The following is a 7,155-nucleotide window of genomic DNA, read 5'->3' as shown; positions in this document are numbered from 1 at the left end:
TTCGCGTCGGCAATAGTCTCAATTCAATACTTGATATCACCGTATTATATATCAAGTAGTTGATTTTTTCCTAAAAATATATTGATTTTTGTCAATATAAGTATAGTTTTGTCTATGAAATTGTCAACTTAGGACTTGCTCCTGTTATATTTGTTAATTCTTATGGTTTAGCTCCTCATCTTTGAAAATAGACAACAAAGTAAGTTAAGAAAGTTTGTGCTTTCAACTTACTTAACCTTGAATAACAAGCATAGTAAGATAAGCGGGCGGCGGGAATCGAACCCGCATTAATAGCTTGGAAGGCTATAGTTTTACCACTAAACTACGCCCGCGAATTTCCAACTATTTGAATATAACAGAACCTTCCTGAAATTGCAAGCCCTTATTGAAAATTTATCGGTTCAATTCTAATCCGCACATATAAATTGCTTAACTCTGGTTTTGAGCCATCCTGATTATACGCACCTATAAAGCTTTCTTGTTGAAACATCTCATTTAATGCTTGTTCATAAATACTTTCTTCACTGCGAAGTACCGCAGGTTCGAGATTGATAATTACCGCTTGTTGAAAGTTACCGTTTTTATCAATAATTAAACTGGCTAGTATATTTGCTGGTTTTAATCCAGAGTCACTTGCAAGAAAATTAAGCTTTAAGTCCTTGTTTGGAGAACCTTTATATTCTGCCAGTACATCAGGTAAACCATCTACTCTTAATTTTTCATCTTGTCTTAATTGTTCTATTTCATCTCTCAGTATAGGATCAATATTAGCTAGGAAACCTCCTATGTTTGCAGTTGTGGTTTCTTGTGATGTGGGAGTTGGTGTAGTTTCTGGTTCTGGGGTGGGATTTGGTGTAGTTTCTGGTTCTGGGGTGGGAGTTGGTGCAGTTTCTGGTTCTGGGGTGGGAGTTGGTGATTCTGAAGGAATATCATTTGGTAATAAAATTCCCTTTCCCAGCTTAATTTCTTGACGACGATTCCAGGGAAGATCATTGAATGGAATAGTCTGTGTGGGAGTAGGTTTAGGAGTAAATTGTACTTGAGGTGTAAATGTAGGTGTAGGTGTAGGTGTGGGTGTGGGTTCTAATTGTTGATGATTAACCTCAGTATTTTTGCTTTCTCCCTGTTGTGAAAGATTGAGATCAGAATTTATCACCTGATCATCTGGGTTTTCAGGAGTGGTGAGAGTAGTTTTTGGTAAAGATGCTGTAACAGACTTTTGACTGGAAGAAGAAACTTTTGGTTTAACGGTTGTGGGTTGTGATTCTTGTGATTCTACAGCAGATGGAATATCGATCAAATCAATAGCAATATAATCTTGATTCGACCGAGGAATCCACGGTAGAAATGGTTCATAGGAGCGCAGTAACCAAAACACGAACAGATGTAGGAAAATCGAACCTGTAAATACAGCAGTCCAAAACCAAGGTGGATCAGTATGTCTGTATTTGATGGTTTCATCATGCAGTTTAAAACTGGATTTGACATTGTTCATGTTTGAATATCCAGTAGAACTTGACTTTACTCATTAGCTATAGAAGCATCTAAATCTGTTCTCACGACAAAAGTGAGGACTGTTTCATCTATTCCTTTCAGTTCCAGGGGACTACCTTTAGTAATTTCTTCTTCCTGCAAATAATCAGCAACAGCAGCAGAAACTAAGATAGTACCAGGTATAGCCGCGGCTTGCAATCTAGCAGCAATATTCACAGAAGGACCAATAGCCGTATAATCAGCACGTTCTTCACTACCAAACATCCCCACCACTGCTGTACCTTGGTGAATGCCACAGCGAAACTGTACACCTTTACGGCCATCTGTTTCAAATATACCCTGTTCTAGCCAACGCTTATTTAAATTTACCAGGGCTTGTTGCATTCCTCTGGCAGTATTGATAGCACGACGCACCTGTTCATTGGGTGTGAGGTCTTCTGGCGCTCCGTACAAAGCTAAGATAGCATCTCCCATAAATTTATCGACAGTACCACCATTCTGAAACACAACTTTAGTCATAGTTTCCAAATATTCATTTAGCACCTCTGCGACTTTTCGGGATCTGAGAGTATTGGATAGCTGGGTAAAACCCACAATGTCACTAAACAAAACTGTCACTAAACGCGGTTCTGGGCGCAAATCTAGAGACAAAGTTCCCGCAGCGGCTTTCTGGACTAACGCAGTGGGTAAAAAGCGTTTGAGTACAGATTCTGTCAAGTAAGTGTTTAGCTCCAAAACTCGTTTTTCATTTTCCTTCAAGGCTAAAAGATTGCGTGCCTCTGCCAGCAGTTCCCGATCATTAAATGGTTTAGCTAAATAAGCATCTGCACCATATTCTGTTCCTTGAATACGAGTTTCGTCATCAGCTTTTGCCGTCAGGAGAATGACAGGTGTACCTCGCATCAAATCATCAGTGCGAATCATCTGAATCATTTCTAATCCAGTCACTAAGGGCATCATTAAGTCAGTGATAATCAGGCTGGGGAGAATTTCTCGTGCCAAATTATATCCTTCGTAGCCATTACGAGCGGTAGTTACTTGATAGCACGGACGTAAAATATTGGCTACATAGTCTCGCATATCTGGGTTATCTTCTACCACTAAGATTAATTGCTCAGGATATGGGTCAGTAGTATCAATTTGTCCGTTAGAATCGACAATTTGTAGATTCGGTGATGGATCTCTGGTGATAATTTCTCTGTGATCAGATGCTGATCCTACCTGTTCTAAATTCGCTAGTTCTACATTGGCGCGGCTGATATTTAATTCGCAGGGTGTATCTAGTACCTGTTCTGGAGGTAAATGCTCTGAACCTGTCAACAGGCGAATACTAAATTGAGTACCTTGTCTATAAACTGATTGGACGCTGATTTCGCCACCGTGGATTTCTACTAATTCTTTAACCAGGGATAAACCCAATCCACTCCCTTCATAGGAGCGGTTTTCTGAACCTTCAGCTTGACGGAATCGCTCAAATAGGTGGGGAATTTGTTCGGGAAGAATACCAATTCCTGTATCTTGAACTTGTAAGACGCAAGCATTACCGTCATTGAATAATCTCACAGTGATTTTACCCCCATCGGGAGTAAATTTCATGGCATTGGACAACAGGTTGTAAAGTACCTTGTCAAATTTTTCCATGTCCAAGTAGACTGTTGGACATTCAAACAAATCCGTAATTACTCTCAGTCCCTTTCGCTCACAATAAGGACGAAATGAATCGACTATTTGGTTCACAAATTCAACTAGACTGCAAGGACGGAAACTCGGTTGCATTTTACCAGCATCCAAGCGTTGTAAATCGAGTAGTTGATTTACCAATCGTAACAGACGGCGAGAATTGCGGAGGGCGATCGCACATTGCTCTGGGGTTAAGCCTTCTCCGCTTTCGACTGCCGACTCTAAAGGTCCTTGAATTAAAGTGATAGGGGTGCGAAATTCATGGGAGATATTTTGGAAAAATTCGGTTTTTTGTTGATCTAATTGGATTAAACGTTCCGCCTGTTCACGAGTTGTTTGGTATAAACGAGATTGTTGGACAGCGATCGCAGCTTGAGCGGCCACGGCCTTAGCCAGTTCAATTTCCGATGGTAGCCACTTACGGATTTTCTCACCTTCTCTCAGAGAAATACTACCAATACATTGACCATCAATTAATAAGGGAACGACCATGAGCGATCGCGGTCGCATTTTCAAAGGTAGGTCAAATGCCTGGACATCTGAGGGAGAGTGATTTATATCCGTAATTACAACAGGTTCTTTTGTTCGCAATATTTCTAAAAAAATCGGATTTTTCCTGATCGGAGCTTGGGAACTAGACAACTGCTGAGTTAAAGCTCGCCGATTTCTAGTGAGGTTATTTTCGGGAAAATTCTCCAGATGTTTAGAACTGTCATACAAACCTACACAATGGACAAATTCATCTTCCTGAGTCCATAAAGACAGAACACAGCCATCAACCTGCATAGCTTGTCCCAATCTTTGGGTGATAGCAGCAAAGATATCTTGTGGGTCTAGACTAGAGCGAATCTCCCTAGTAATTGTATTAATTAAACCTTCTCGCTTCGCCAAAGCTTCTACTTGTTCATAAGCATAGGCTTGAGATAAAGCTAAGGCTGCCTGATCAGCGACAATTGATAGCAGTTCTACCTCTTCCTCTTCCCAAATACGGATTTGATCGCACTGGTGCAAAGCTAATACTGCTCTTAGTTCTTGTTGACAAATCAGCGGCACTACTAAACTAGAACATATATTAGCTTCTTTAAAAGCAGCAGCCCGTTTTTCACGACTTTGAATGCGGTCATCACCAGTCACATTATGAATTACTTGCACTGCATCAATTTCCCACACTGTCTGAGCTAAAAGAGGTAATGGGGTGATAGAGACCTGATTTGCGGTAGCTAACTTGTTATTGTCTTTAGATAGAGGTGGAGAAAAAGCATCATTGTTCTCAGTAGCGGATCTCTGTTGGTCTAGCAATGATGCTTGAGTAGATTTTTGGTAGATAAATCCTTCATCTGCCAATTTTTCATCTTGAAAGGGACGTAACAGGCAAACATCCACCTCCAACATATGCCCCACTGTATCAACAATGGTTTGTAAAATTTGCCGATAGTCTAGGGCGCTACGAATAGTATTAGTGACAGTATTCAATAGGGATTCTCTCCGCAGAGTCCGAGTCAGTTCGCGGGTTCTGGCTTTCAAGACATTATGGGTATCCAACGCTTGACGGACTACGGCTTTCAGTTCTTCAGCTTCCCAAGGTTTCGTAACATATTTAAATACCTTGCCAGAGTTAATCGCCTCCACCAAGTCTTCAACATCAGTGTAGCCAGTTAAAATAATCCGAATAATATCTGGGTATTGAGTTGCTGTCAGACTTAAAAATTCCGTACCGCTCATCATTGGCATCCGCTGATCAGAGATAATCACAGCGATATCCCCTTCTTGTTCCAGCAATTCCAGAGCTGCATGTCCAGAGTTAGCTCTCAAAACCTGATACTCACGATAGAAACTGCGGTAAAGCAAGTCTAGGTTGTCTGGCTCATCATCGACAACCAAAATTTTTGGCTTACTGTTTCTGTTTGCTTGTGATGTCATGCACAGCTTTCCTGCTGCAACGGCAGTCGGATAAAGAATAATCTGCTCAGATCAAGGTATTTCTGAATCAGGTAAGGTTCAAGCATTTCGACCAATAAATTGCTGGGACACATGACAGCTAGATGCCAAAGTGTGTAATCAAAGTTATTGAAATTATTGTTTTTCAGGATTTGTCATCAGCAGTTTGCCCCTCTTCCGCAGGACAGTTTATTGGATTGTCATTTTTGATTTACCGTGTAAATTTCAACTGACTAATTCTTTTCTCACCTCCTTTGATAACCTGCTGGTGCTACATCAGACCCTGTCCTCCAGAGAAAAGAGTATAAACTATATATTGATTTTTCCCATTCCATCCGTGATACTAACACTTAAAGCTGATTTTTTGTGATCTAAGTTATGTTAGAGTGATGAATATGACATATAATAGCTATATTTAAAAATAAAGTATAGTATTAAACAAGTACCTCTTGGTAATTAGACATCTGATGACAATTATTGTAGGGACAATTCATGAATTGTCCCTACAGGGATTCGGGGATTATGCACATTTAATTACCACGAGATGTCTATTGAGCAATCACAACGTGATCGGTGACAGGCTTCGCCGTGAGTTGCCACAGTCTCAACTACAGCATAACCTCATGACTAATGACAAGTGACGAATTACAAAAACTATACTCAAGCCAACTTTCCTTAAATTAACCTCAATCCTCAACTAGCTTTGAAATCCTGGTTTTTTCACCCACATCACCAACAGTTAGTTACAGATACACGTATCCTCAATTCTTGGCAGTTCCAAATCCGTGCAGCTACATCTGCTGATTTACCAGGGATTGCCCAAATCATTGCTGAAAGTTTTCACTCCCAAAAAGGTTTATGGGGATGGGCTTTTCCTTTATTCCGTTTGGGTATTTATGAAGACTTAAAGTATCGTCTAGCGTCAATGACACCTCATCACGTCTGTTTGGTGGCTGTTGACATCAGTACCACAGGCACTCATCAAATACTGGGAACTGTGGAACTGGGTGTGCGTTTCAGTGATAGTTGGACAAATATTCAAAAGAGTTATCCCTATTTGTCTAATTTAGCTGTTCACCCACAATACCGTCGGTATGGTTTGGCTTCCAGTTTACTGATTAGTTGTGAACAAGTGTGCCAAGACTGGGGATTTGAAGATTTATATCTTCATGTCTTGGAAAATAATTATCAAGCCAGGCAGCTGTATTTCAAGTTGGGATATCGCGTGCATGGAGTTGAATCTAATTGGAACAGCTTTTTCTTTTATCCCTCACGGCAGATTTTCTTGCATAAACACCTGACTCCTGACTCCTTGATATCCTGACTTCTGACTGCTGCTATAGTTAGGGTTTGCTGAAAAAGTCCTTTCGTTAGGGCTAGGAGTCAGGAGGAGAATTAAAGACATTTTTTCATTTCTGTCCGCCCAGAAAAGTGCAAGGTTTTTCAGACTCAAGACGCTATAACGAAAGCACCTACTGTCTTTTTTATGAGCCTCAAACCTTTGATTTATGAGGCTTTTTGGTTTATTCAGCAAACCCTAGTTAAGTTTCTTTAATATTCGACACTTGTGCTTATAAAAACTTTAAGAAAAAATTGCTGGAGTTAAAGACAAATCTGCCTCAATCCCATAAAATAGACATCTCCAGAAAAGAAGTTATGGGATATCTAGATGTCTGATTTTTCCGTTAAATTATCACCCATAAGCTTCGCCCCTACAACTTATGACAAATTCATACATTCTATTTTGGAGATGTGTAATATAATTATTAATTTTTGAACACTACTGAATTTTGTTGTCGTCTATTTATTTAGGGTTGGTAAACAATTTTTAATGATACAAACATAATCTTTGATTTAATTAAACAGTTACTCAATTGACGTTTTTAAGTCCATATTCCCAGGGCATGGCAAATGTTTAGAATGTCTTTAAATGATAATTTTAGATAGTAGCTGTTACAACTGGGGGAATATCCGCAAAGCACTGCCTTGGCTACACAAACTAAGTCCTCCTGCACTGGCTAATTTCAACCGACATAGGTGGGG

Annotated in this window: 3 protein-coding genes and 1 tRNA gene; 1 reads left to right on the top strand and 3 read right to left on the bottom strand. The window is 40.0% G+C overall.

From position 1 onward, the window contains the following. Nucleotides 1-261: 261 nt before the first annotated feature. The 3 genes from PN497_RS07985 to PN497_RS07975 all read right to left on the bottom strand — a co-directional run bounded on the left by PN497_RS07985 (nucleotide 262) and on the right by PN497_RS07975 (nucleotide 5,094). Nucleotides 262-332, bottom strand: a tRNA-Gly gene (locus PN497_RS07985). Between the two features lie 50 nt (nucleotides 333-382). Continuing rightward, nucleotides 383-1,495 (bottom strand): hypothetical protein, encoded by a 1,113-nt coding sequence (locus PN497_RS07980; protein ID WP_096567467.1) that lies wholly within the window; start codon nucleotides 1,493-1,495, stop codon nucleotides 383-385. Nucleotides 1,496-1,521: 26 nt separating this feature from the next. Then, the gene (locus PN497_RS07975) at nucleotides 1,522-5,094 is read right to left on the bottom strand and encodes a response regulator (RefSeq protein ID WP_096567465.1); all 3,573 of its coding nucleotides are present in this window, start codon (nucleotides 5,092-5,094) and stop codon (nucleotides 1,522-1,524) included. Between the two features lie 721 nt (nucleotides 5,095-5,815). Between PN497_RS07975 and PN497_RS07970 the strand changes: the two genes are divergently transcribed. Next, nucleotides 5,816-6,436 carry a GNAT family N-acetyltransferase gene (locus PN497_RS07970; RefSeq protein ID WP_096567463.1) on the top strand — a complete coding sequence of 207 codons (621 nt, stop codon included), beginning with the start codon at nucleotides 5,816-5,818 and terminating at the stop codon, nucleotides 6,434-6,436. Nucleotides 6,437-7,155 lie beyond the last annotated feature (719 nt).

It is taken from the genome of Sphaerospermopsis kisseleviana CS-549 (genome assembly GCF_028329225.1).
GTDB lineage: Bacteria > Cyanobacteriota > Cyanobacteriia > Cyanobacteriales > Nostocaceae > Sphaerospermopsis > Sphaerospermopsis kisseleviana.
The sequence above is the reverse complement of the archived record's forward strand: the minus strand, read 5'-3'. Positions and strand labels throughout refer to the sequence as shown.

Excerpts from the sequence above, each read along its gene's own strand:
- PN497_RS07975 (WP_096567465.1), bottom strand. The coding sequence starts at position 5,094 with ATGACATCACAAGCAAACAGAAACAGTAAGCCAAAAATTTTGGTTGTC.
- PN497_RS07980 (WP_096567467.1), bottom strand. The coding sequence starts at position 1,495 with ATGAACAATGTCAAATCCAGTTTTAAACTGCATGATGAAACCATCAAA.